Source organism: Lacrimispora sp. (genome assembly GCF_046972725.1).
Lineage (GTDB): Bacteria > Bacillota > Clostridia > Lachnospirales > Lachnospiraceae > Lacrimispora.
Genome location: NZ_JBKVXF010000001.1, coordinates 366,278 through 390,227, shown reverse-complemented (window position 1 = coordinate 390,227; position 23,950 = coordinate 366,278). Strand labels below are relative to the sequence as shown.

Annotated in this window: 20 protein-coding genes, 1 pseudogene and 1 other annotated feature; of the genes and pseudogenes, 15 read left to right on the top strand and 6 right to left on the bottom strand. The window is 44.6% G+C overall.

The window, feature by feature from the left end:
• Nucleotides 1-3: 3 nt before the first annotated feature.
• The 10 genes and pseudogenes from hypD (at nt 4) to ACLTWA_RS01850 (ending at nt 11,040) form a co-directional block, all read left to right on the top strand.
• Nucleotides 4-2,376: a trans-4-hydroxy-L-proline dehydratase gene (gene hypD / locus ACLTWA_RS01895; RefSeq protein WP_412325857.1), complete on the top strand. Its 2,373-nt coding sequence runs from the start codon at nt 4-6 to the stop codon at nt 2,374-2,376.
• A gap of 247 nt (nt 2,377-2,623) precedes the next feature.
• Nucleotides 2,624-3,682 (top strand): proline racemase family protein, encoded by a 1,059-nt coding sequence (locus ACLTWA_RS01890; RefSeq protein ID WP_412325856.1) that lies wholly within the window; start codon nt 2,624-2,626, stop codon nt 3,680-3,682.
• On the top strand, nt 3,661-4,995 hold the full coding sequence (gene prdC, locus ACLTWA_RS01885) for a proline reductase-associated electron transfer protein PrdC (RefSeq protein ID WP_412325855.1): 1,335 nt from the start codon (nt 3,661-3,663) through the stop codon (nt 4,993-4,995). The genes ACLTWA_RS01890 and prdC overlap by 22 nt, the downstream gene beginning before the upstream one ends.
• A gap of 14 nt (nt 4,996-5,009) precedes the next feature.
• Complete coding sequence (prdA, locus tag ACLTWA_RS01880) at nt 5,010-6,719, top strand: D-proline reductase (dithiol) proprotein PrdA (RefSeq protein WP_412325854.1); 1,710 nt, start codon at nt 5,010-5,012, stop codon at nt 6,717-6,719.
• A gap of 22 nt (nt 6,720-6,741) precedes the next feature.
• Nucleotides 6,742-6,933, top strand: a complete 192-nt coding sequence (locus ACLTWA_RS01875) for a CBO2463/CBO2479 domain-containing protein (RefSeq protein WP_412325853.1) — start codon at nt 6,742-6,744, stop codon at nt 6,931-6,933.
• A 32-nt stretch (nt 6,934-6,965) separates the two neighbouring features.
• Nucleotides 6,966-7,691, top strand: a complete 726-nt coding sequence (prdB, locus tag ACLTWA_RS01870) for a D-proline reductase (dithiol) protein PrdB (RefSeq protein WP_412325852.1) — start codon at nt 6,966-6,968, stop codon at nt 7,689-7,691.
• Nucleotides 7,692-7,706: 15 nt separating this feature from the next.
• A pseudogene (locus ACLTWA_RS01865) lies at nt 7,707-7,883 on the top strand (TetR/AcrR family transcriptional regulator); the annotation flags it as partial.
• The gene (locus ACLTWA_RS01860) at nt 7,884-8,309 is read left to right on the top strand and encodes a TetR/AcrR family transcriptional regulator (RefSeq protein ID WP_412325851.1); all 426 of its coding nucleotides are present in this window, start codon (nt 7,884-7,886) and stop codon (nt 8,307-8,309) included.
• A gap of 37 nt (nt 8,310-8,346) precedes the next feature.
• Complete coding sequence (locus tag ACLTWA_RS01855; protein WP_412325850.1) at nt 8,347-9,573, top strand: aspartate aminotransferase family protein; 1,227 nt, start codon at nt 8,347-8,349, stop codon at nt 9,571-9,573.
• 36 nt (nt 9,574-9,609) lie between these two features.
• Nucleotides 9,610-9,677, top strand: a sequence feature (sodium ion sensor (DUF1646 type); this cis-regulatory element may regulate processes involved in with the transportation of sodium ions).
• A 226-nt stretch (nt 9,678-9,903) separates the two neighbouring features.
• Entirely contained in the window at nt 9,904-11,040 is a 1,137-nt protein-coding gene (locus ACLTWA_RS01850; protein WP_412325849.1) for a sodium ion-translocating decarboxylase subunit beta, read from the top strand.
• Nucleotides 11,041-11,185: 145 nt separating this feature from the next.
• On the opposite strand, the gene sufU is transcribed toward ACLTWA_RS01850, so the two are convergent.
• The 6 genes from sufU to ACLTWA_RS01820 form a co-directional block, all read right to left on the bottom strand.
• Nucleotides 11,186-11,638, bottom strand: coding sequence for a Fe-S cluster assembly sulfur transfer protein SufU (gene sufU, locus ACLTWA_RS01845; RefSeq protein ID WP_412325848.1), 453 nt, complete (start codon nt 11,636-11,638; stop codon nt 11,186-11,188).
• On the bottom strand, nt 11,616-12,848 hold the full coding sequence (locus tag ACLTWA_RS01840) for a cysteine desulfurase (RefSeq protein WP_412325847.1): 1,233 nt from the start codon (nt 12,846-12,848) through the stop codon (nt 11,616-11,618). Before ACLTWA_RS01840 ends, sufU begins: the two co-directional genes overlap by 23 nt.
• Nucleotides 12,829-13,917, bottom strand: coding sequence for a SufB/SufD family protein (locus tag ACLTWA_RS01835; protein WP_412325846.1), 1,089 nt, complete (start codon nt 13,915-13,917; stop codon nt 12,829-12,831). Before ACLTWA_RS01835 ends, ACLTWA_RS01840 begins: the two co-directional genes overlap by 20 nt.
• A 16-nt stretch (nt 13,918-13,933) precedes the next feature.
• Nucleotides 13,934-15,352, bottom strand: coding sequence for a Fe-S cluster assembly protein SufB (gene sufB / locus ACLTWA_RS01830; RefSeq protein ID WP_412325845.1), 1,419 nt, complete (start codon nt 15,350-15,352; stop codon nt 13,934-13,936).
• A complete protein-coding gene (gene sufC / locus ACLTWA_RS01825) occupies nt 15,339-16,103 on the bottom strand; it encodes a Fe-S cluster assembly ATPase SufC (RefSeq protein ID WP_412325844.1) in 765 nt (254 codons plus the stop codon). The genes sufB and sufC overlap by 14 nt, the downstream gene beginning before the upstream one ends.
• A gap of 322 nt (nt 16,104-16,425) precedes the next feature.
• Nucleotides 16,426-17,289, bottom strand: coding sequence for a helix-turn-helix domain-containing protein (locus tag ACLTWA_RS01820; RefSeq protein WP_412325843.1), 864 nt, complete (start codon nt 17,287-17,289; stop codon nt 16,426-16,428).
• Between the two features lie 256 nt (nt 17,290-17,545).
• Here ACLTWA_RS01820 and ACLTWA_RS01815 point away from each other — a divergent pair, with 256 nt between their 5' ends.
• The 5 genes from ACLTWA_RS01815 (at nt 17,546) to ACLTWA_RS01795 (ending at nt 23,838) form a co-directional block, all read left to right on the top strand.
• Entirely contained in the window at nt 17,546-18,913 is a 1,368-nt protein-coding gene (locus ACLTWA_RS01815; RefSeq protein WP_412325842.1) for a hypothetical protein, read from the top strand.
• 16 nt (nt 18,914-18,929) lie between these two features.
• Complete coding sequence (locus ACLTWA_RS01810) at nt 18,930-19,685, top strand: 3-ketoacyl-ACP reductase (protein WP_412325841.1); 756 nt, start codon at nt 18,930-18,932, stop codon at nt 19,683-19,685.
• 13 nt (nt 19,686-19,698) lie between these two features.
• A complete protein-coding gene (locus ACLTWA_RS01805; RefSeq protein ID WP_412325840.1) occupies nt 19,699-21,606 on the top strand; it encodes an FAD-binding protein in 1,908 nt (635 codons plus the stop codon).
• Between the two features lie 52 nt (nt 21,607-21,658).
• Nucleotides 21,659-22,321 carry a YczE/YyaS/YitT family protein gene (locus tag ACLTWA_RS01800; RefSeq protein ID WP_412325839.1) on the top strand — a complete coding sequence of 221 codons (663 nt, stop codon included), beginning with the start codon at nt 21,659-21,661 and terminating at the stop codon, nt 22,319-22,321.
• 167 nt (nt 22,322-22,488) lie between these two features.
• Complete coding sequence (locus ACLTWA_RS01795) at nt 22,489-23,838, top strand: MATE family efflux transporter (RefSeq protein ID WP_412325838.1); 1,350 nt, start codon at nt 22,489-22,491, stop codon at nt 23,836-23,838.
• Nucleotides 23,839-23,950 lie beyond the last annotated feature (112 nt).

The following is a 23,950-nucleotide window of genomic DNA, read 5'->3' as shown; positions in this document are numbered from 1 at the left end:
GCTATGGAGCGTGGAATGAACAAACGCATTCAGAATTTAAGAAAGATCAGTATGGAAACTCCGGCCCACATTGATATGGAGCGGGCAAGATTGTATACAGAAGCGTATAAGCTATATGAGGGAAGCGTGTCTGTACCGGAACTGCGCGCGCTGGCGCTCCGGTATTATTTTTCTAAGAAAAAACTTTTTATTGGAGAAGGGGAATTGATTGTAGGGGAAAAGGGAGACGGTCCTCAGGCAACGCCTACCTTTCCTGAATTATGCTGTCATACCTTAGAAGATTTTCATGTAATGAATGACAGGGACTTAATTAATTTTAAAGTAAAAAAAGAGGATTATTATTTTCAGGAAAAGGAAATCATTCCTTATTGGGAAAAACGGTCCATCCGTCATAAAATCATTGCGCATATGTCAGAGGACTGGAAATCAGCCTATCACAATGGCATTTTTACGGAATTTATGGAGCAAAGAGGTCCTGGCCATACGGTTGGATCTGAGAATATCTATATCAAAGGATTTTCAGACTATCAGGCAGATATTGAAAAAGCCAGGTCAAAGCTTGACTATATTCATGATCGGAAGGCACTTGAGAAGGAAAACCAGCTCAAGGCAATGTCCATCGCCTGCGATGCCATTATGATCCTGGGGCAGCGCTATCATGATTACGCCATGGAATTATCAGCAATGGAAAAGGACCCGGTGCGAAAAAAAGAATTGCTGCAGATAGCGGAAAACTGCAGGGTGGTGCCTGCCAATAAGCCGGAGACTTACTGGCAGGCAATACAGATGTATTGGTTCGTTCATCTGGGTGTAACAACAGAATTAAATCCCTGGGATGCCTACAGTCCGGGAAGACTGGATCAGCATCTGATTTCCTTTTATAAAAAGGATACGCAAGAGGGCTGTCTGGACCGTGACAGAGCAAAAGAATTGCTGGAGTGTCTTTGGATAAAATTCAACAATCAGCCGGCACCTCCCAAGGTGGGCATTACCTTAAAGGAAAGCAGTACTTATACAGACTTTGCAAATATTAACACAGGTGGGATCACGCCAGAAGGAAAAGACGGCGTCAATGATGTCAGTTATCTCATTCTGGAATGTATGGATGAGATGAAATTGCTTCAGCCAAGCTCCAACGTCCAGATCAGCAGAAAGACTCCGAAAGCGTTTTTATTAAAAGCCTGTGAGATATCAAGAAAGGGCTGGGGACAGCCGGCATTTTACAATACCGAGGCGATTCTTCAGGAACTGCTGAATGCAGGTAAAACCATTGAAGATGCAAGAAAGGGAGGAACCAGCGGATGTGTGGAAACGGGAGCTTTTGGCAATGAAGCGTATATCCTGACTGGCTATTTTAATCTTCCCAAAATTCTGGAGCTGACCTTACATAACGGCTTTGATCCTGTGAGCGGACAGCAGCTGGGGCTGAAAACGGGGGATGCAGAAGACTTTCGATCCTATGAAGAGTTATTTGAAGCATATAAAAAACAGATTGATTATTTTCTCGATATTAAAATTGCAGGCAATAACATCATTGAAAAAATTTATGCGGAGTATATGCCTGTCCCTTTTTTGTCTATTATTACCAACGACTGCATTACAAACGGAAAGGACTACAATGCCGGCGGAGCCAGATATAATACCAATTATATCCAAGGGGTCGGCATCGGAACAGTCACCGATTGCCTGACGGCAGTTAAATACAATGTGTATGATAAGAAAAAATTCACCATGGAAGAATTATTGGAGTCAATGAAGGATAACTTTTCCGGACATGACAGAATTTTAAATCTTGTTTTAAATCATACTCCCAAATACGGCAATGATGATGAATATGCGGATAAGATCATGAGGGAAATATTCACCTTTTATTGTGAGAGTGTGACCGGAAGACCGAACGTAAAAGGCGGTACGTATAGGATCAACATGCTTCCCACCACCTGTCATGTATATTTTGGTGAAGTTATGATCGCAAGTCCCAATGGACGTCTGGCCCATAAACCGGTGTCTGAAGGAATTTCACCGGAAAAGGGCGCTGATGTATGCGGACCAACAGCCGTACTTAAGTCTGCATCAAAGATGGACCATCTTCGTACCGGAGGAACCTTATTGAACCAGAAATTTACACCATCTGTAGTTGCAGGTGAGAATGGTCTTAAGCAGATGGCAAATCTGGTAAGAGCGTATTTTGAACTGGATGGGCATCACATTCAGTTTAATGTAATTGACAGACAGACTCTGATCGATGCGCAGGCACGTCCCCAGGAGTATAAAGATCTGATCGTAAGAGTAGCGGGATACAGTGATCATTTCAGGAACTTAAGTAAGGAACTTCAGGATGAAATCATTGAAAGAACAGAGCAGTCGTTTCAGTAAAGTTATTTTATTTTGGAGGTAATTAAGTTTTTTACTTAAATAAATGAATGAAAAATCTATTTATCAAAGGAAAAGAGAGAATCTCTTGACAATGTATTAGAACGTAGTCTAGAATGAGGTATATTAAATTTCCATATAAGTACAGAGCACTATAAAGCATACTTCGTAAATGACGATGGTGTCACAAATTATTTGTGACACCATATTTTTATGGACAAAACTCTGTTGAGCCTGCAAGGAGGAATGTATGGTGCAAGGATCTGAATATACCGTATTTGAGACCATCGATTCTCATACGATGGGAGAGCCCACCAGAATCATTACAAGCGGTTTCCCTGATCTTGTGGGGAGTACTATGATTGAACGGAAAAAGTATCTGGAGGAATCTTTTGACCGCTACAGAACTGCACTGATGTTAGAACCTCGCGGACATAAAGACATGTTTGGAGCGCTTGTAACAAAACCTGTCAGTAAGGAGGCTGATCTGGGAGTAATCTTTATGGATACGGGCGGGTACTTGAATATGTGCGGACATGGGAGTATCGGATTGTCGACGGTTGCTGTGGAAACAGGAATGGTAAAAGCATCAGAGCCTTTCACAGAAGTGGTGCTGGAGGCACCGGCGGGGCTCATACGTGCACAGGTCAGGGTTGAGAATGGAAGAGCCGTAGAAACCAGTATCTTAAATGTGCCGGCATTTTTATACCTGGAGAACCAGGAGATTGAAATAGAAGGCTACGGTAAGATTGTTTTGGATATTTCATTTGGAGGAAGTTTTTTTGCCCTCATTGATGCAGAGAAAATTGGATTGGCACTAGATACGGAGAATATTGAACAAATTACGGATCTGGGAATGAAAATCATAAAAAAAGTCAACGAAACCATAGAAATCCGGCATCCCTGCCTGGATATTACGTCGGTTGATCTGGCAGAGTTTTATACCAGCCCTGTCAATCCGTTGGCTCACAAAAAGAATGTTGTGATTTTTGGCGACAGGCAGGCGGACCGTTCTCCCTGCGGCACCGGAACCAGTGCAAAGCTTGCACTTTTATATGCCAAAGGGCAGTTGAAGATCGGGGAAGAATTCATCTATGAAAGCATTACCGGATCCATGTTCAAAGGAACCATCACCAGGGAAATTGAAATCGGGGGCTATCAGGCAGTGATTCCTCAAATTACAGGAAGTGCTTATATTACCGGATTCAATAAATGGGTCATTGATCAAACCGATCCTTTGAAACACGGATTCCTTTTTGGAAAGCATAAGGAAAGGGAAGAATTTGCATGGATGCATTGCAAGTATTAATCCATGGCGGAAGGAGAAGGGAGAAAGGGATGGAACAGGAGATCTACCGGGTTTATTTAAAGCAGCATATTGGAAAGCCTTCTCTTGCCTGTGTCAGTTCAGGGGATGCAGTGAAAGCCGGAGCGCTGATTGGAAGAGCGGATGAAGGGTTAAGCTTAAATGTTCACGCAAGTGTGTCTGGCGTCATCGTTCAGGTAACCGGAGAGTATGTGGACATCAAAAAGACCGGGGAATCAGAAGAATACATACCGCTGGAAAAAGCGGATCCTTTAAGCATGATCAGGGAATCGGGGTTATGCGGAATGGGGGGAGCCGGTTTTCCTACCTATATAAAACTGCAGACAGATCTGGGTCATAAGGGCCTTGTGATCGTCAATGCGGCAGAATGCGAACCGGTTTTGGAACACAATATACATAGAATTATTGCAAACCCGGCGGAGGCAGCAGCAGGACTTCGGATCGCTATGAATATTACAAAAGCTGCCAAAGGGATTTTTGCAATCAAGGAAAAGCAAAAAAAAGCCATTGCTTCTCTGGAAAGGCACTTGACTTCTGATATGGAACTGTTTCCTTTACCAGACATTTATCCAATGGGAGAGGAACGGGCATTGATCCGGGAAATCACAGGAACGCTTCTGAGCCCTCAGTCTCTTCCGTCATCGATGCATGTAATTGTGCTCAACTCAGAAACAGTTTATCGGATCTATGAAGCAGTTGAACGGAAAAAACCTGTAATAGCAAAAGATATGACTGTAGGCGGGGCAGTGACCAATGGCACCTCCATATATCTGGACGTTCCTGTTGGTACAAAAGTCGGTTCTCTGCTGGAACAATCCGGTGGACTGAAACCGGATGTGGGAGAATTGATTATGGGCGGTCCGTTTACGGGGAAAAGAACCACAAAAGAAGCCTGTACCGGAAAGACAACAGGCGGAATTATCGCTTCCATGCCGTTTATCAGGGATACAAGAGATATGGGATTGCTGGTGTGTGCCTGTGGGGGCAATGAGGAACGGTTACGTGAAATTGCAGACTCCATGGGAGCCCATGTGGCTGGTGTCGAGTTCTGTAAACAGGCCCATATGGTAAATGGCAATTTAAAGTGTGATAATCCCGGCAAATGCCCCGGACAGTCACAAAAGGTTTTGCAGCTTCGTAATGCGGGAGCACAAACTCTTTTGATCAGCAATTGTACCGACTGCAGCAATACGGTAATGTCAATAGCGCCTCAGCTGAAAATGCCGGTCTATCATTGTACCGATGGTGCGCTGCGTGCAGCGGGAAAGAAACTTGTAAGAAAAATACATCTATAAAAAGGAGAGAATTTATGTCGATATCAAAAGAAACTGTAAAAAGCCATTTAAAGGATCCTGCTATTTTTTGCTGCCAGAGAAAAAAAGGATTGGTGATCAGCGAAGCAGATTTAGAAGACCCGGCCATCTTTCCGGATTTGGTGGAATCACAGCTGCTGACTCTTTCTGATGATGGATTGACCATTGGGGAGGTTTTAGGAAAGACTTTAAAGGTTGATGCGGAAGCATTGACCCCTATTACAAGTACAATGCTGGAAGGAACCGGTAAGGCAGAGGAACCGGCAAAGGCAGTGCCTGCCGGCACATGGAATCATGAAGATAGTAAAATGATCCACCTTTCAATTGATGAACTGAAAGGGCTGCGCATTGATATTCCGGCAGGCGCTTTTCCTGTTCTGGATTTGGCAAAACCGGAAAAACTGGAAACGGCTGCTTTGCCACAGGAAGATAAGATCATACGTACTCTGGTACAGAAGGTGTATAAGGTAAAGGAAGTTATGATCAGCGATCATACTTCTTTGAAAGATGGTAGTTTATGTATTGACCAGGGATTAATTGAACAGGCAAAGGCCTGCAATCCTCTGGTAAAATCGGTTGAAATGGATATCATCACTCCGGATCATCATCATGTATTTACTAATACGATCATGGATATTATTCCTATTGCAGCCAAAGTCAGCGGAAAACTGGGAGAAGGAGAAACGGCTGTTATAAATGGGGCAGTATTTTGCTTGACCGGACTTGATGAAAGCGGTGTACAGATTCATGAGTTCGGTTCCTGCGAGGGTTACATAGATGAAAAGGTGGCTTTTGGAAGGCCGGGCTGTCCGGATGAACAGGATATTATGATACGGATAAATGTAGTGATTCAAGAAGGAACCGGTATGGAACGCAGAGGCCCCTTTGCCGCTCATTGTGCATGCGATGTTCTGATTCAGGCTATCCGGGAGGTGTTAAAGACGACGGCAGAACCCGCTGCCAGTCAGGAGATTCATCATGATGTCCGCAAATCCGGCCGTCCAAGAGTAGTTCTTGTAAAGGAGATCATGGGACAGGGGGCCATGCACGATAATATTCTCTGCCCTGCAGAGCCTGCAGGCGTACATGGGGGACGAAAGAATGTTGATTTGGGAAATGTTCCGGTAATGCTTTCTCCTAATGAAGTTCTTGACGGAGGGATACACGCCCTTACCTGTATCGGTCCGGCAACCAAAGAGATGACAAGGCATTATTTCCGGGAACCGCTTGTTCATGCGCTTTCAAAAGACAGAGAGCTTGATCTGGTTGGAGTGGTCTTCATTGGCAGTCCTCAGGTAAATGATGAAAAGCTCTATGTATCGGAAAGGCTTGGAGCCCTGGTGGAGGCCATGGCGCTTGACGGTGCCATCGTAACAACAGAGGGGTTTGGCAATAACCATATTGATTTTGCAGCCAATATTGCAGAGATCGGAAGCCGTGGCATACCTGTAGTAGGAGTGACCTTTTCTGCCTATCAGGGCCAGCTTGTAGTAGGCAACAAGTACATGGATGCAATGATTGAGCTGAACAAGGATCCCCAGGGATTTGAAAATGAAGTGCTTGGATGCAGTTCGATCTGTCCGGAGGATGCCCACAGGGCAATCCTGATGTTAAAGACAAAGATGTCCGGAATCCCTATTGAGGCACCGAATAGAAAATGGTCCCAAAGTGTCATTGACAGCAATCAGAAGCTGGTCAGACAGTAGAATTTACGGAAAGGAGCAGCCGATGATGCAGCTGGAACTGGTACCGCAGCTTACTAGAGCAAAAATAACTGAAATCAATGATACTGCCGTTAAGGTCAGCCTCCAGGGGCGGCTGGGAGTAATTACGGTCCCTTTAAGGTGGATATTTACCGACAAAACGTTAGAGATCGGCCAATATGTGGAATTTTATTTTAGTTACATGAAGGTGACATGAGGAAATGCTTTTAAAAGAAATGGAGGAATATTATGCAATTAACAACAGCTGCAGGACTGAAATCAGAGATTTTTGTACCGATCACTCCGGAACCTGTCTGGACCCCGCTCACAAAACCTTTAAGTGAATGCAAGGTTGCGTTTATTACTGCTGGCGGAATCCATTTAAAATCACAAGAGCCCTATAATACAGCAGGCGATTATACCTATAGAGAAATCCCCTCAGATAGTCCAGCCAGTGAACTTATGGTTACCCACGGAGGTTTTGACAATTCAGATATTAATAAAGACCCCAATGCCATGTTTCCCCTTGACAGGCTTCGGGAACTGGTGGCAGAAGGGTATATTGGCAGTCTGGCTGACACCATGTTCGGATTTATGGGCGGCGGAGGAAATGTGGAGAAGTTCATGCAGGAAACCGGACCTGAGATTGCAGCCAGACTTAAGGAGCAGGGCGTGGATGTTGTGGTCTGTACCGGAGGATGCGGAACCTGTCACCGTTCGGCGGTCATTGTGGAACGCGCCTGTGAGAGTCTTGGCATGTCAACGGTTATTATTGCCGCACTTCCGCCCATTGCAAGGCAGCAGGGAGCTCCCCGCATTACGGCGCCTCATGTTCCCATTGGTTCCAATGCCGGCGAGCCAAACAATAAAGAAATGCAGACAGCCATCTTAAAAGACACCTTGCAGGCAGTCGCAGAAATGCAGTCCTTCGGGGAATTGAAAGTTCTTCCATACGAATACAGACATAATGTTTAGACTGGTAAATATCGAATAAGGAAGGAGGGAAACGAGCTGGCACAGGAAAGCGAAAAAAAGAAGAAAATCATTGATACCGCATGGCGGTTATTCTATGAACAGGGGTATGATGCTACAACCGTTGAGCAGATCATTGGAGAATGCAAAGTTTCCAAAGGCACTTTTTACCATTATTTCAGTGCAAAAACGGATTTGTTCAGTTCTCTTTCGGACTTGTTTGATGAACAGTATCAGATTATTGAAAAAGATTTAGATCCATCTCTGCACAGCTTTGATAAGCTGATCTACATGTCAAAGCATCTGTTTAAGTATATAGAAGATAAGGTATCTGTGGATATTTTAGCATATCTTTATTCTTCCCAGGTGACGAAAAAAGGGGAGAAACATCTCTTGAACCAGAACCGCTACTATTATAAGCTGCTGATGGCAATTATTGTGGAGGGGCAAAAGAGAAATCAATTAAAAAGTGAGCGTTCCTCCAGGGAATTAATGAAAATTTATGCCATGCAGGAGCGATCCATCCTTTATGACTGGTGTATCTGCGAAGGAAACTATCCATTGGCCTCCTACGGCATAGAGCTGCTGGCCATCTTCATGAAGGATTTTCGGATCGATTAAACACAGGGCGCGTGGGAAAACGCATAAGGAGTATGATATGAGACTGAAAGAGCTGGGAATGACAAAGGAAGATATAAAGAGACTTGTGAATAAGTATATGATAGATACCTATGAGCGTTTTGATATGGTTGCTGAGACTGCAAAAGATATGTATCTGTATGATGCGGACGGGGATAAATATCTTGATTTTTATGCCGGCATTGCGGTAAACAGTGCGGGAAGCTGTAATGAGAAGGTAGTTGCAGCAGTGATTGACCAGGTACAGGATGTGATACATACCTTCAATTACCCCTACACCATTCCTCAGGCACTTCTTGCAGAAAAAATCTGCACCACCATTGGCATGGATAAAATCTTCTTTCAGAATTCGGGAACAGAAGCAAATGAAGCGATGATTAAGATGGCAAGAAAGTATGGAGCAGAGAAATACGGCAATGGAAGATGTGATATTGTAACTGCAAAAATGGGCTTTCACGGAAGAAGTTTTGGCTCCATGTCAGCAACGGGTCAGCCGGATAATGCCTGTCAGCAAGGGTTTGGAGATATGGTACCTGGATTTCAGTATGCGGATTATAACGATCTGGAATCCTTTAAAGCCGCCTCTACGGATAAGACCATTGCCATTATGATAGAACCAATTCAAGGGGAGGGCGGTGTTTACCCGGCAGACATGGAATTTATGAAGGGGCTTCGTAAGTTCTGTGATAAAGAGGGGCTGCTCTTATTATTGGATGAGGTGCAGACTGGCTGGTGCAGGACCGGTGCTGTTATGTGCTATATGAATTACGGCATAAAACCGGATATCGTATCCATGGCAAAAGCTATGGGCGGTGGAATGCCGATCGGTGCAATCTGTACGACAGAAGAGATATCAAAGACCTTTTCCATGGGATCCCATGGCACCACCTACGGCGGGAATCCGGTGTGCTGTGCCGCAGCATTGGCACAGATTGAAGAACTTCTTGACAGAGACCTTGCAAAGAATGCCCAAAACATGGGAGAATACTTTAAAAGTCTGCTTAAAACTCTTCCCCATGTAAAAGAAGTACGGGGAGCTGGTCTGCTGATAGGCGTTGAATTCGATGAGACAATCAATGCCGCAGATGTAAAACATGGCTGCTTTGACAGGAAACTGATCATTACAGCAATCGGAAGCAATGTGATTCGCATGGTTCCGCCTCTTATTGTAACAGAAGCTGACTGCGGCAAGGCATATGAGATCATAAAAGAGACAGTGAATTTGCAATTGACAAATTGCGGATAATCGGGTATAGTTTATCTAAATAAATATATGGTATCCGGTTGGGCAGAGGTTCCGTTTATTATTTCTTTCTGCTTTCAAGAATTGTTGCTTTTAGGGTGGAGGCTTCTTAAGAAGTCCCTGCCTTTTTTTGTTCCTTAATATACTGACTTGCACCATTAAGAAGGAGAATATTAATATGTTGTTCTTGGAAAGTGTTTATGTTTCATTTTTTTTGATGGCAGTGGTATTTTTTGTTTTATTCTGCCTTTATTTATCCATTAAGCTGTTTTCTTTTTTATTAGGAAAATTTAACGGTTCCGGAAAGACAAAAAATGAAAGAGGAGATTAAATATGTTTGTTCAAGCATTACAGGACTTATGGGTATCATCAGGATTTTTAGCCTTAACATGGCAGCATGCAATGATGATTATCATGTCTTGCCTGCTGATTTACCTGGCAATCGTTCATAAATTTGAGCCGCTTTTATTGCTGCCAATTGCTTTTGGCATGCTGCTGGTGAATCTGCCGCTGACGGGATTAATGTCAGAACCTACCGCACAGTCAAAAACCGGCGGATTGCTTTACTATCTTTATCAGGGAGTAAAATTAGGGATATACCCCTCCCTTATATTTCTTGGAATCGGTGCAATGACAGATTTCGGACCACTGATTGCCCGTCCCAGCTCCCTGTTCTTGGGTGCGGGTGCCCAGTTTGGAATCTGTATTGCATTTCTCGTTGCCAATGCACTGGGGTTTTTACCGGAAGAAGCTGCCTCGATTGCAATCATCGGTGGGGCCGACGGACCTACCGCTATTTTCCTTGCCTCAAGACTGGCACCTGAGTTGCTTCCCGCCATCGCCGTTGCGGCTTATTCGTACATGGCTCTTATTCCCATGATCCAGCCGCCTGTCATGCGTTTTCTGACAACAAAAAAAGAACGGGAGACTTCCATGGAACAGCTCCGGACAGTATCAAAGCTTGAGAAAATCTGCTTTCCTATTATCGTTACGATTTTATGTGTACTTTTACTGCCATCGGTTGCACCATTGATTGGAATGCTGATGCTTGGAAATTTATTTAAAGAATCCGGAGTTGTGGAACGTCTGTCCGATACTGCGCAAAATACATTGATTAACATTGTAACTATATTTTTAGGGGTTACAGTAGGAGCAACTGCTAATGCTGAAACATTTTTACGCCCTCAGACACTGATGATCGTTGGACTTGGATTAATGGCATTTATATTCAGTACCATCGGCGGTTTGCTTCTCGGAAAACTTATGTATTGGATCACAAAAGGAAAGGTGAATCCTTTGATCGGTTCTGCGGGAGTTTCTGCTGTGCCCATGGCGGCCAGAGTCGCACATCTGGAAGGGCAGAGGGCAAATCCATCCAACTATCTGTTAATGCACGCAATTGGGCCAAATGTTGCCGGTGTCATCGGGTCGGCAGTTGCAGCCGGAATTTTATTGTCCTTATTCGGCTAAAAAGCCTTGGCATAAAACAAGAAACAGAACATTATAAATAAAACGGGAAAGTCTACAGAGGCTATGGATGCATTTAGTCCGCCTCTAAAAGATTTCCCGTTTTATTTTTATTGGAATCTATATAATTTTTTTATACTCATGATATTTATTCCGTAGTTTCTGGCTTCTCATTATTCTCATTCAGGGCTTCTTCCAGAGTATGCCAGGCAAGTACGGCACATTTTACCCTTCCAGGCATATGGGAGATTCCCTGCAGGGCAACGATGTCATCTAAAACCTCCAGCTGTCCGTCATCAGTAATTTCCCCTTTGATCATTCCGTAGAAGGTACGGAGCAGCTGCTTTGCCTCCTCCACGGTTTTTCCCATAATTAAGTCGATCATCATAGAAGCAGATGCCTGGGAAATCGCGCAGCCCGTACCGGTAAATCCGGCATCCTTGATGATGCCATTGCTCACAGAAAGCTCAAGGGTAATATCGTCGCCGCAGCTGGGATTTACCCCCTCTAAAACGGCGGTTGCATGATCTACTTTATGGCGGTTGTGGGAAGCACGGCTGTTTTCCACAATGATTTGATTATAAAGCGCTTTCAGATCCAAAGCCCATCCACCTCCTTACATTTTGCAGGCTGTTTAAAAATGCGTCCACATCCTCTGTTGTGTTATAAACGGCGAAACTGGCCCGGACGCATGCGTTGATTCCCATATATTCCATCAAAGGCTGGGCGCAGTGATGGCCGGCCCGGACGGTGATGCCGTCGGCATCCAGTAAGGTGGCTGTATCATGGGGATGAACATCGTCAACATTAAAGGAGATTACGCCATGTCGCTTTTCTGGAGCAAGGTCTCCGTATACAGTCACATGAGGGATTTTTGCAAGTCCCTCCAGGGCCCGGGCGACAAGGCCCTGCTCATGAGCCTGAATGTTCTCCCAGCCAATTGACTGGAGATAGTCGATGGCGGCTGCCAGACCGACTTCTCCGCCTACGTTTCGTGTTCCTGCTTCAAAGCGGCGCGGGACTTCTGCGTAAGTAGCGCTTTGTTCATGAACACTTCCAATCATATCTCCGCCGGTCAAAAAGGGCGGCATCTTCTCAAGCAGTTCTTTTTTTCCGTATAAAACCCCAACTCCCATGGGAGCATAGAGCTTATGTCCGGAAAATGCTGCAAAATCCACATCAAGTTTCTTTACATCTACCGGAATATGAGGTGCGCTCTGAGCACAATCCAGAACTACAACCGCACCTGCATGACGGGCACGGCGGATAATGGCTTCCACCGGAATCTCAATTCCAAGAACATTGGATACGTGAGCGACTGCAACCAATCTGGTTTTGGAGGTAATTTTTTTATCCAGTTCTTCCTCTGTCAAATGACCGTCTGAATCAGGATAAAGGTAAACAAGTTTTGCTCCGGTTGTCTTGGCGACCCGCTGCCAGGGAACCAGGTTGCTGTGGTGCTCTGCCACGGAGAGGACGATTTCATCCTCCTTTTTTAAAAATTCCATGCCATAGCTGTAGGCAATCAGATTTAAGCTTTCGGTTGTATTCTGTGTAAAAATAATCTCATCCGGAAAGGCATTTAAAAATTCAGCCACTTTTGTGCGGGAATCCTCGTGAGCTTTTGTCGCACGGGCAGCAAGTTCATAAACGCCGCGGTGCGGGTTGGCGTTGTCGTGACGGTAATAGGCGTCAACTGCCTGCAGCACCTGAAGCGGTTTTGAGGTAGTGGCGGCATTATCCAGATAAACCAGCCGTTTTTCATTCTCAGTAATGGAAAGTATGGGGAAATCATCCCGGAGTGTTTTCATGGCTGTCCAGCCTCCTTTCGATGCATTCAAGTATTTCTTTTCGTAAGTCTTCATCCGGGAGCCTGTCAAGTACCGGTGTGAAACGTGCTTCTACCATCAGCCGCTTTGCCTGTGTGGGAGTCATACCCCTGGAACAGAGGTAGTAAAGCTGCTTTTCATCAAAGCGGCCAAGGGTGGCGGCGTGCTGACCCTCCACCTGTTCTTCCCCGCAGAGAATTAGAGGTACCGTACGGTTGCGTGCCTCAGAACTGAGAAGCAGTACGGTTTCGTTTTCATGACCAACGGAATGAACCGCTCCGCTGAGAAAATCGATGGTTCCCCGAAGGATTTTGTTGCTTTTACCAGTCAGAACGCCGGAAGTATACATTTCACTTACCGTTTCTTTGCCGAGGTGGCGGGCAACGTCGTTAAAATCCAGATATTGTTCCTTCTCTCCAAAGTAAGCGGTATTTAGGCCGAACTCACTTTTTGTCCCTTCCAGAAGAGCCAGAGAGCCGCAGGCAGCAACATTACCACCTAAAACAGCCCGGACAAGCTCTACCCTGGCACCAGCTCCAAGCACAGCCCCCACTGCATCCCAGCTCCGGCTCTTGTCTCCTAAAAGCTGTATCTGTATCAGACGGACTTTGGAACCGGCTTTTGCATCAATCTGCGTTAGATTCATGGAAACACCATCTCTGGCATCCCCGCGGGTTATCTGTACTACCGTAAGCTGGCTGCCCTCTTTTGCAACGATTCCGAAATGGTTCCTGCTTACGGGGCGGGAGGAGTCTAAATACTCTGTAACAATCAGCGGTTCTTCCACATTACGGTCTGCCAAAAGAAAGCAGGTTTGATCCGCTGTATTTATGATATACTGGTCAAGGGCTTCTCCCATTCCGCTTTTAATAGCTGCAGTCTCATGAGGCAGTTCCTTCAATTGGTGTATACCACTTGGGAAAGAACCTGAATAAGCCTCTTTTTTCCCGGGAAGAATTGATTCCCCGGGCAGAGCAGCTTTGGCATCTGCCCAGTTGACTCCGGTACGGTTCCAGGTGGGAACCGGCAATATGTTTATTTTTTCGTTCATTATCCAGTTCCTCCTTTCAGCCAATGCTTCCTATCATTTCCAGATGTATCAGGTTGTTCATTTCAACCGCGTATTCCAAAGGAAGCTCTTTGGCAATCGGTTCGGCAAAGCCTCCCACGATCATGGCACGGGCATCTTCTTCGGATAATCCACGGCTCATCAGATAGAAGATGGCGGATTCGCTGATACGGCCGATTTTTGCTTCGTGTCCCATATCCACCTCATCGCACTGGATATCCATAACAGGAATTGTATCCGAGCGGGAGATGCTGTCTAACATCAGGGACTCACAGGACACCGATGATTTGCTTCCTGCCGCCTGGGGCGTTACAGTAATGGAACTGCGGAAGGTCGATGCTCCGCCATCTCTGGAGATGGATTTTGTGGTGATGTGTGAAGTAGTGTTAGGAGCAGAGTGAAGTACCTTGGCTCCGGTATCCAAATTCTGGCCTTCTCCGGCAAATGTGATTCCGGTAAATTCCATACGGGAATTTTTCCCCTTTAAGATGCTCATAGGATAAAGGTAAGAGGTATGGGAGCCAAAAGAACCGGATACCCATTCAATGGTGCCGCCTTCTTCCACCGATGCCCGCTTGGTGTTAAGGTTATACATGTTTTTTGACCAGTTTTCAATGGTGGAATAGCGGAGTCTGGCATTTTTCCCCACATATAGTTCGACGCATCCGGCATGAAGGTTCGCCACATTGTATTTCGGAGCGGAGCAGCCTTCGATAAAGTGCAGATAAGCTCCTTCGTCAACAATGATGAGCGTGTGCTCAAATTGTCCTGCACCCGGCGCATTAAGCCGGAAATAGGACTGGAGAGGGATCTCTACCGATGCTCCCGGAGGAACATAGACGAAAGAACCGCCAGACCAGACGGCTCCGTGAAGAGCAGCAAATTTATGATCGGAAGGAGGAACCAGACGCATGAAGTGCTTTCGCACCATTTCTGCATAGGGTCCTGTCAGAGCGCTTTCCATATCCGTATAAACGACTCCCTGGGCGGCAACTTCAGCCCTGACACTGTGGTATACCACCTCAGAATCGTATTGGGCACCCACACCGGCAAGAGATTCCCGTTCTGCCTTTGGGATTCCCAGCCGTTCAAAAGTATTCTTGATATCATCGGGAACATCGGACCACTTGGTACGCATATCTGTTTTGGGACGGACATAAGTTACGATATTGGCTATGTCCAGTCCGTCTAAGGGGGGACCCCATGTAGGCATTGGAGTCTTATGATAGGTTTCCAGTGCCTTCAGACGGAAGATGCGCATCCATTCAGGATCATTTTTTTCCTCCGATATCTTCTGCACGATAGCAGGAGTCAGTCCGGAAGCCACCTCAAAGGAGGAATCGACCTTATCCCGAATGTCATAGATACTTCGGTCCATCTCGTCTACTTTCGTTTTTTCCTGATTAAAGTCTTTCATGGAGCGATCCCTCCTTTTCCAGCACAGCAAAACCGCCATTTGTGATTTTAGAGATCAGTTCCTTTCCTCCGGTCTGGACGATCCGTCCGCCTTCCAGAATATGAACTACATTTACATCAAGGCCTTCCAGAATTTTGGCATTATGTGTGATGATAAAAAGGCCGTTGCGGCGGTTTAAATAGGAGCGGATGCCCTTGGTTACAGTGCGCACCGCATCCACATCAAGACCGGAATCTGTCTCATCCAGCAGGGCCAGCTTGGGACGAAGCATTAGCATCTGTAAAATTTCCGCTTTTTTCTTTTCACCCCCGGAAAAACCTACATTTAAATATCGTTCCAGATAGGCAGGATCCATCTCCAGTGCCTTCATCTGCTCCAGAAGTTCTTTGCGGAAAGATAGAATTTTGGGTTGTTTGCCGTCAACGGCTCCCCGTGCAGTGCGTAAAAAGTTTTCTAATGTAATGCCGGGGATTTCTTCCGGCGCCTGAAAGGAGAGAAATACTCCGGCGCGCGCCCGTACATCTGCTTTTTCTTCTGTAATGTCCTTACCTTCAAAGAGAATCCTGCCTCTTTTTATGGTGTAGCGGGGATCCCCCATAATTGCAGAAACAAGAGTGGATTTTCCAGTACCGTTGGGTCCCATAAGTACATGGAGTTCCCCTGGCTGAATGGTTAAATTCACTCCGTCTAAAATGACTTTATCTTCTACAGCAACACTTAAATCTAAAATTTCAAGCAATGGACTGCTCATATATATCGACCTCCTTATGCCTGTAACAGGCAATTCTTTAGTTAGTATAAGCCAACTAATGTTTTATAGATTTATACTATACCTTTTTAGTAGGAATTACAAGCCTAATTTTTGATTTTGTACAATTTATCGTATAAAAATTACCGTATTGATATGTCATTATAAAGTTACCATAAAAATTAGAATGCGAGAAACTCTAAAAATTTTTTAAGAAAAAGAATGCGGCGTTATGGGAATTCTGGCGATTATCGTTGAACCTGGATCGTTTGCTTTATTAAAAAAAGGACCTGGAAAAGGTCCTGTTTGGTACATGGATATATTTTTATCTATTGTTTTTAAAATACATTTTGTGGTACTGGTAAGGAGTCACTTCTTCTTTTTCTTTAAAAAGCCGGATGAAGTAATTGATATTGTCATAACCGATTTTTGTGCAGATTTCATTTACGGTTAAATTGGTATTCTGCAGCAGGATTTTTGCTTTGTTTATCCGGATGAGCTGGATATATTTTTTAAATCCATAGCCAATGATCTCTTTGAATTGGTGGGAAAGGTAATATTTATTTATAAAAAAATTCTGTGCAACCGTGTCCAGACTTAAAGGTTCGCTGTAATGGTGGTCAATGTAATCCTTGATGGTGAATATAACATTTAATTCTTCCGGATTTTTCTCGATCAAAAACATTTCCGGATTGCTTCTATAAAGAAGAATCAGTATGTCAAAGAGAATCACTGCACACCGTTCCTTCCATTTCACTTCATGATTTGCAGTCTCTGAAACCAGCAGTTTAAAGTAACGTTCGATCTCATCAGCGGCTTCCTGGGTCAGATCGATAACTCCCCGCTGCTGGTTGCTGCGAATGAATGCCGAAGCCATAACCGGATCGTGAATGTATTCAGAACATAAGTCCATGGAAGATACAAAGACATACCGGTGGTAAGGCGTACAGATGGAGTGGGTGGAATGATTTTCAAGTGCACTGATCAGCAGAATCTGATTCTTTTTGATGATATATGATTCCCCGGAGATATCAAACGTGATTTGTCCTTCTTTTACAAAAACAATTTCGTTTTGCGTGTGATGATGTCTTGTGAGGGCTGAATTGTGAGATCTTTCATCGTAATAAGCATGAGCAAAATCCCTGGAATGAATGATACTGTTTTGCGAAGTGATATTCTTTTCTCCCATCTTGAACGTCCTCCTTATTATATGGTTGCCTGAAATGCTTCATTTCAATTATATGATCGTGAGAATCTGCCGCCAAAAGAAATAAACAGTGTTTTGTAAATTATAACCATTTTTTAAAAGAAGTCAACCGAAAATATGTGTTAATACACAAGAAAAACAAGAAAAGTGTATTATAGAACAATTTATTATCTAGCGATTATGAATAAAACTTTTTATAATTGACTTACTTAAATAGTAAATCTTTGGAGGTCAAATCATGGCAAAGCACAAAATGTTTCGGTACAAGTCTTTGGAGGAATTGAGACAGGAAATTGAGAATCAGGAGTTGAACATTGAATTAACGGAAGACTTATCACCCCTTAGGAACAACGTAAAAGTAGGGCACTTAAAAACATCAAATGCTATGGCAGTATTGCCGATGGAAGGGTGTGACTGTGAGCCGGATGGATCGATGTCTGAACTTACCAAACGCCGCTATATGAGATATTCAAAAGGCGGTTCCGGTCTGATCTGGTGGGAAGCCAATGCGGTGGTAGAAGAAGGAAAGGCAAATCCCCAGGCTTTGATGCTTACAAAAGAAAATCTTTCATCTTTTCAGGAATTCCTGGCAGAGAGCAGAAAAGCGGCCAAAGAGGCCAATGATGTTTCTCTGATCCATATCCTTCAGCTGACACACTCTGGCCGTTACAGCCGTCCAGGCAAGGAAAGAGCTCCGATGGTAGCATTCAGGGATCCGCTGTTAGACGAACGCAGCGGAGTATTCCGGGACGATCAGGTGGTTACCGATGAATATCTGGATTCCCTGACTGAAAAATATGTGGAATCAGCCCTGCTTGCAAAAGAAGCCGGATATGACGGGGTGGATATTAAGGCCTGTCATAAATATCTTTTAAGTGAACTGTTGGGTGGATTTACGCGAAAAGGGAAATACGGCGGTGAAAGTCTGGAAAACCGAAGCCGTTTTCTGGTTCAGACCGTAGAAGCAGTACGGAAAGCAGTTGGTAATGATTTTATCATCGGATGCCGGTTAAATGTTTTTGATGTTCATCCATATCCGTATGGATTTGGCTGTGACAAAGAAGATATTTATAAATTTGACAGCACAGAACCGGTAGCGCTGATTAAAATGCTGGTTCATGCAGGTGTCGATGTGTTTGCATTATCCTCCAGCAATCCTTACTATGTATATCCTCAGTTTGGCCGTCCCTTTGATATACCAAGCCTTGGAATTCCGGAGCCGGAAGAATCCCAGCTGTCCATTCTTGAAAAAATATTTGAGTACACCCGTGTGGCTCAGGAGGCAGCAGGTGAAGTGCCCATTATTGGAAACGGTTACAGCTGGCTCCGTCAATATATTCCGAATGCTGCGGCAGCCAATATTAAGTCTCACTCCTGCAGCATGGTTGGCCTTGGCCGTTCCAGCTTTGCATATCCGGATGCCGCTCATGACATTTTCACCAATGGAAAGATGGATCTGAGAAAAGTCTGTGTAGCCTGCAGCAAATGTACACAGATCATGAGAGATCATGGCAGTACCGGATGTGTTGTCCGTGATTCCCAGGTTTATGTTCCTAAATACAGAGAAGCAAGAGCAGCCGCAGAAGCTTTGGCAGCCGCGAAATAGCAACAGGAGGAAGCAAATGGCGAAAACAGCAATTGTAACCGGCGGAACCCGTGGCATCGGATTGGCGATTGCCAAACAGCTGTCAGAGGATGGCTTTCACGTAGTCATTGTCGGAACCCGTGAAAAAGAAGCATATGCAGACCACTTAAAATGGTTTGATGAGAACGGAAAAGACTATTTTTATGTGACCGGGGATATTTCCAGTCATGAGGACAGAGTGCATATCGTAGCAGAGAGCGTAAAGCATTATGGGAAGATTGATGTTCTTGTAAACAATGCAGGCGTTGCCCCGAAAGTAAGAGCGGATTTACTGACAATGAGTGAGGAAAGCTTTGATTACGTACTGGGAATCAATCTTCGCGGAAATATGTTCTTAACGCAGCTGGTTGCAAACCAGATGATTCAGCAGGAAGAAAAGGGCATTATCATCAATGTCTCATCCTGTTCGGCAGAAGTAAGTTCTGTAAACCGTGGGGAATACTGTGTTTCCAAGGCAGGCGTCAGCATGCTGACAAAACTCTATGCAGACCGCCTTTCCAGTGAAGGAATCCTTGTTTATGAAGTCCGGCCAGGGGTTATTCTGACGGATATGACCAGTACGGTACAAGCAAAATACGAGAAAATGATTGAAGACGGAGTATTTCCTATTAACCGCTTTGGCCTGCCGGAAGATGTGGCATTGGCAGTCAGTGCGTTCGCAGGAGGAAAGTTCCCTTACACCACAGGTAATTACATTGATGTGGATGGAGGTTTTCACATCAGACGCTTATAGGCAGAGGTATGCGATGGAGAAAGTAAGTTATAAGTTTTTGCAATATGATACGGTTGTAGTAGGAAGCGGAGCAGCGGCTTTTAATGCGGCGGACTGGCTGTATGACCTGGGACGGAGAAACATCGCCCTGCTGACGGAAGGAATCCATATGGGCACGTCCAGGAATACAGGAAGTGATAAACAGACGTACTATAAGCTTTCGGTAGGTTTTGACGAAAATGATTCTATTTACGAAATGGCACAGACCTTATTTGACGGGGAAGGGGTCGACGGTTCGGTTGCTCTTGCAGAAGCAGCCAATTCTCTGCGGTGCTTTTATAAGCTGGCGAACCTGGGAGTGGATTTTCCTACGGATGAATATGGAATCTTTACCGGTTATAAGACGGACCATGATCCCAGACAGCGTGCAACCTCAGCAGGGCCTCTTACCTCCCGGTATATGACGGAAGCCCTGGAGAAATCGGTGAAGAATAAGGAAATCCCCATTCTTAATGAAATGCTGGCATTTCAGATTTATGAGGAAGACAACAAGCTTTGTGGAATCATCTGTTTAAATAAAGAAAAACTTTCTGATGATCATCTGGAGCTTGTGGTGATTGCCGTAAATAACGTGATCTGGTGCACCGGGGGACCAAGTGCCTGTTATAAGAACGTAGTATATCCGGCAGGGCATACCGGAATGTCGGGAGCGCTCCTTGATGCAGGAGTCTGCGGTGCAAATCTTCAGGAGTGGCAGTACGGGCTTGCATCCATTAAGTTCCGGTGGAATGTATCAGGTACCTATCAACAGGTACTTCCCCGCTATGTATCCATTGATGAATCAGGGGTGGAACGGGAGTTTCTGACAGATTCCATGAGTCCGGAGGAAGCGGTAAATCTGGTGTTCTTAAAAGGATACCAGTGGCCCTTTGATGCAAGCAGAAAGGATGCCTCCTCACGGATTGACCTATGTGTGTATGAGGAGACAGCAATAAAAGGCCGCAGAGTGTTCATGGATTTCATGCATAACCCATGTGGCATTAAAGATGGTTTTAAGAATCTGTCGGATGAAGCATATACGTATCTGGAGAAATCAGGTGCACTGTTCGGGACTCCCATAGAGAGGCTGAGGAAGATGAATCCTCTTGCCATCGAACTGTACAGCAGCCACCATATCGATCTGGAAAAAGAAATGCTGGAAATCAGTGTCTGTGCCCAGCATCATAATGGCGGAATAAAAGTGGATGCAAACTGGCAGTCTTCCATGAAAGGTCTGTTCGTCGCAGGAGAAGCAGCCGGAACCTTTGGAGTACACCGTCCGGGAGGTTCTGCACTGAATTCCACACAGGTAGGCTCTCTGCGGGCTGCACAGCATATCGCTTACACCAGGGAAGAAGCAACGCCGGATCCTTCTTTGTGGAAAATCAAACCGGACAGGCTGGCAGAGGAGATTGCAGGCAGTCTCCTGGGTATGATAGGAGAAGATAACAATGCGTTTACGGTCAGAGAGGAACTTCAGAGTGCCATGTCCCGTGTGGCTGCACAGGTGCGGGACATAAAGGGAATGGTCCGTTTAAGAGAAAAAGCGGAGAATTATCGGCTCCATTTTAAAGAAATGATCAAGGTCTCTAATGTTCGCACGCTGCCTGTTTTACTGAAAACTTATGATATGATTGTAACCCAGTGTGCGGTATTAGAGTCCATGGAACAGTCTGCGGCTCTATTTGGCAGCAGGGGCAGCTGTCTTGTAAAAGGGGAGGCAGAAGATTATATGCCAGCCAGAAAAAGGGAACAGAATTTACGTCTTATCACACAAAAGCAAAAGGGAAGTTTTGTAAGCTTTACGGAAGAAGTGAGCCCGGTTCCTCAGGGCAGGGAATGGTTTGAAACTATATGGGCGGAGCACCGAACACTGCGCCAGTCTAAAAATAATCCAATATAAATCGGTCTCATTTTACTTAAAATCATATTATGAAAAATTAAGGAGTGTCCCTATGAAATACAATAAAATGGCGCAGCGTATCGTTATATACGTAGTTGGAGTATTGCTGCTTGCACTTGGAGTCGTACTTAACACAAAATGCTTACTCGGGGTTTCCACAACCAATTCCGTTCCTTTTGTCATCAGCAAAATCAGCAGTTTGACACTTGGATCAGCCTGTACCGTCGTTTATCTGGCAGACGTTTTATTTCAGTGCATTGTTTACCGCAAGGTGAAAATTAAAGTTCTTCTACAGTTTCCGTTCTCTTTTGTTTTTGGTTGGATCGTAGATTTTTATAACAAGTTTATAATAATATCCAATCCGGATATAGCGATGCGGTCTGTTCTTTTGATATTAGCAATTATCTTTATCTCTGTCGGGATCAGCATGGTTGTCAATATGGACTTTGTTCCAAACCCTCCCGATGGCGGAGTACAGGCACTGTCCGCTCTTACCAAGCTGCCTTTTGGACGGGCAAAGCTGTTTTATGACGGAATCATGTTAGCAGTTACAGTTATCATCAGTTTAACTGCTTCCGGAAAAATCATTGGTATCGGTGTTGGTACGATTGTAGCTTTCTTTGCAATCGGTAATATCATACATTTCATCAACAAACAATTTGGGACCTGGTTTCGTTCTGTTTATGATAAGGAGTCACAAGCGGTAAAGGGTTAATGACCAGGACCAAAGAAAAGACAGTCTCAGGCTTTTACAGATAGCCCTTGAGACTGTTTTTTTCTGTAATTTTTAAAATATCGGTGACAAGTGAATAGGAACGTGGTAGAATACGTTTGCACTGCTGTAAAACAGCCTGATCTTTAACGAAAAAGGATGAAAAAACAATGGAAACAGACATGACGAAAGGCAGCCCTCTTCCGATTATTTTAAGATTTACCCTGCCGCTCTTTCTGGGTAATATATTTCAACAGCTGTACAATATGGTAGATACCATTGTAGTAGGGCGCTTCGTAGGTCCGGACGCATTGGCAGCAGTTGGTTCTACCGGTACCATTATGTTTTTGGTAATTGGCTTTTCTCAGGGAATGAGTACCGGATTTACCGTACTTACCAGTCAGCGGTTTGGAGCCGGTGACGGAGAGGGAACAAAGCATTCTGTGGCAAACGGCACCCTTTTATCTTTGTTTGTCATTGCATTCATGACAAGTGTAAGCCTGCTGTTCATGAAACCGCTTTTAAGGCTTATGAATACTCCGGAAGATATCTTTAAAGATGCATTGACCTATATTTCTATTATCTGTATAGGAATCGTTGCAAATGTATTTTACAATCTGTTTTCCTCTTTTTTACGGTCTGTGGGAAACAGCAGAGTTCCTCTTTTGTTCCTGGCATTTTCATCAGGCTTAAATCTTGTTTTGAACCTGCTCTTTGTTATTGCATTCCAATGGGGAGTTGCAGGATCTGCATGGGCAACTAATGTGTCTCAGGGAATTTCTGCGCTCCTTTGTTTTTGTTATATCTATAAAAAGGTTCCGACCCTTGCACCCGGGCGTCATCACTGGAAGCTGAACTTAGCCGACACAAAGCATCAGTTATCCGTAGGAATTCCAATGGCACTGCAGTTTGGAATCACTGCTTCCGGAACCATGGTCATGCAGTCTGCCATTAATTTATTTGGTTCTACAGCGGTAGCCTCCTTTACTGCTGCCAGTAAGATTCAGAATATCGCCATGCAGGGAATGATGGCAATGGGACAGACTATGGCTACCTACACCGGGCAGAATTACGGAAAAGGTGATATAAAAAGAATCCGGCAGGGAGTCCGTCTTGCTTTGGGAACGGAATTCATATATGCAGTTGTCTGCTCAGCAGCCGTAATCCTGACCCTTCCCCATGTGCTTGGAATATTTTTTTCCGGCGGTGTGGATATTTCAGCTATGCTTCCATGGGCGAAGACCTATATCTATTTGTGTGCGGTATTTTATATTCCTCTAAGCACCATTTTTATATTCAGGAATGCCATGCAGGGCTGCGGGCTTGGTCTGCTTCCCATGCTGGGAGGAGTTGTGGAGCTGATCGCAAGGTTCTCCATGGCAGCGCTTGCGATCCGGCTGGTAAGCTATCCCTTATCCTGCGCCTGCGATCCGGCGGCCTGGGTCAGCGCAGCCATATTTACAGGTATTTCTTATGTCATAGTAATGAAAAAGATAGAGAAAAAACGGCACTTTACGTAGAGAAAAAACAGTGAGATATGTTCAGAACACGAAATTCATAAGACTTATTTTGATGTTTTATTATCCTGTTTTAATTTTCTCAATTTATTATTGATTTATAGAATAATATTTA

Excerpts from the sequence above, each read along its gene's own strand:
- sufB (WP_412325845.1), bottom strand. The coding sequence starts at position 15,352 with ATGAAAGACTTTAATCAGGAAAAAACGAAAGTAGACGAGATGGACCGA.
- hypD (WP_412325857.1), top strand. The coding sequence starts at position 4 with ATGGAGCGTGGAATGAACAAACGCATTCAGAATTTAAGAAAGATCAGT.
- ACLTWA_RS01835 (WP_412325846.1), bottom strand. The coding sequence starts at position 13,917 with ATGAACGAAAAAATAAACATATTGCCGGTTCCCACCTGGAACCGTACC.
- ACLTWA_RS01890 (WP_412325856.1), top strand. The coding sequence starts at position 2,624 with ATGGTGCAAGGATCTGAATATACCGTATTTGAGACCATCGATTCTCAT.
- ACLTWA_RS01815 (WP_412325842.1), top strand. The coding sequence starts at position 17,546 with ATGGCAAAGCACAAAATGTTTCGGTACAAGTCTTTGGAGGAATTGAGA.
- ACLTWA_RS01810 (WP_412325841.1), top strand. The coding sequence starts at position 18,930 with ATGGCGAAAACAGCAATTGTAACCGGCGGAACCCGTGGCATCGGATTG.
- ACLTWA_RS01795 (WP_412325838.1), top strand. The coding sequence starts at position 22,489 with ATGGAAACAGACATGACGAAAGGCAGCCCTCTTCCGATTATTTTAAGA.
- prdB (WP_412325852.1), top strand. The coding sequence starts at position 6,966 with ATGCAATTAACAACAGCTGCAGGACTGAAATCAGAGATTTTTGTACCG.
- prdC (WP_412325855.1), top strand. The coding sequence starts at position 3,661 with ATGGATGCATTGCAAGTATTAATCCATGGCGGAAGGAGAAGGGAGAAA.
- ACLTWA_RS01805 (WP_412325840.1), top strand. The coding sequence starts at position 19,699 with ATGGAGAAAGTAAGTTATAAGTTTTTGCAATATGATACGGTTGTAGTA.
- sufC (WP_412325844.1), bottom strand. The coding sequence starts at position 16,103 with ATGAGCAGTCCATTGCTTGAAATTTTAGATTTAAGTGTTGCTGTAGAA.
- ACLTWA_RS01800 (WP_412325839.1), top strand. The coding sequence starts at position 21,659 with ATGAAATACAATAAAATGGCGCAGCGTATCGTTATATACGTAGTTGGA.
- ACLTWA_RS01855 (WP_412325850.1), top strand. The coding sequence starts at position 8,347 with ATGAGACTGAAAGAGCTGGGAATGACAAAGGAAGATATAAAGAGACTT.
- ACLTWA_RS01875 (WP_412325853.1), top strand. The coding sequence starts at position 6,742 with ATGATGCAGCTGGAACTGGTACCGCAGCTTACTAGAGCAAAAATAACT.
- prdA (WP_412325854.1), top strand. The coding sequence starts at position 5,010 with ATGTCGATATCAAAAGAAACTGTAAAAAGCCATTTAAAGGATCCTGCT.
- ACLTWA_RS01840 (WP_412325847.1), bottom strand. The coding sequence starts at position 12,848 with ATGAAAACACTCCGGGATGATTTCCCCATACTTTCCATTACTGAGAAT.
- ACLTWA_RS01820 (WP_412325843.1), bottom strand. The coding sequence starts at position 17,289 with ATGGGAGAAAAGAATATCACTTCGCAAAACAGTATCATTCATTCCAGG.
- ACLTWA_RS01850 (WP_412325849.1), top strand. The coding sequence starts at position 9,904 with ATGTTTGTTCAAGCATTACAGGACTTATGGGTATCATCAGGATTTTTA.